Here is an 888-nt window from a genome sequence, read left to right as displayed (position 1 = left end):
ATTCTTTTACAATGATACATACTATCCTTATATAAATCGTTATAATACGAACACGCAATCCTAAGAGGAGGAGCTACTTATGTCTGAACATATAGAGATTATTTTGAGAACACTGTTATCTTTCTCGATTTTATTTATCGGAGCTAAAATATTAGGAAAGCAGATTATCGCTGAAATGAATACCTTTGATTTTATTGGTGCTATCTCTATCGGAAGTATTATTGCAAATTTAGCATTTAATTTAAATGTAAAAACTCATCATGCAGTTATAGCTTTTCTTATTTTAGTATTTGTCATTTTAATGGTTAGCTATATATCCATGAAAAGTCGGATAGGCAGAAAGGTATTTGCTGGAAATCCAACAGTCATTATGGAAAACGGAAAAATTTTAGAAAATAATATGCGGAAAATGCGCTATTCTCTAGATTATTTAAACCAACAATTAAGAGAGAATGGTATTTTTAATATTGAAGAAGTTCTTTATGTCGTAGTTGAAACAAATGGTAAAATATCTGTTTTGAAAAAACCTGAATATCGTACTGTTACAAAACAAGATTTAAATATACCAACAAAAAAAGAGTGTAAACTTCCCATCGAGCTAATTATGGATGGAGAAATTATGACAGAAAACCTAAGGCAAAACAATCACCCGGAGTTAGAATTACAATGTGAGCTAAAAAAACGTAACCTTAGCTACAAAGATGTTACGTATGCTGTACTTGCAGCAAATGGAAACATTTATATTGACACATATAAAGATAATATTACTTCCCCAATGGACCAAGAATAGGCTATTTCTTAAAAACACAGGTGAACATATATTAGCTTATCTCCAAGTAATAAAATCTCTCCATAACAAAAATTCTATGCAGTATTGACTACTGATAA

1 protein-coding gene is annotated in these 888 nt (G+C 30.1%); it reads left to right on the top strand.

Annotation, left to right across the window (positions count from 1 at the left end):
- The first annotated feature begins 79 nt into the window (after nt 1-79).
- Nucleotides 80-790 carry a DUF421 domain-containing protein gene (locus tag HMPREF2590_RS08240; protein ID WP_050822733.1) on the top strand — a complete coding sequence of 237 codons (711 nt, stop codon included), beginning with the start codon at nt 80-82 and terminating at the stop codon, nt 788-790.
- Nucleotides 791-888: the final 98 nt, after the last annotated feature.

Source organism: Bacillus sp. HMSC036E02 (assembly GCF_001836235.1).
GTDB classification, from domain to species: Bacteria; Bacillota; Bacilli; order Bacillales; family Bacillaceae_G; genus Bacillus_A; species Bacillus_A cereus.
This window is presented reverse-complemented; position numbering and strand designations above follow the sequence as displayed.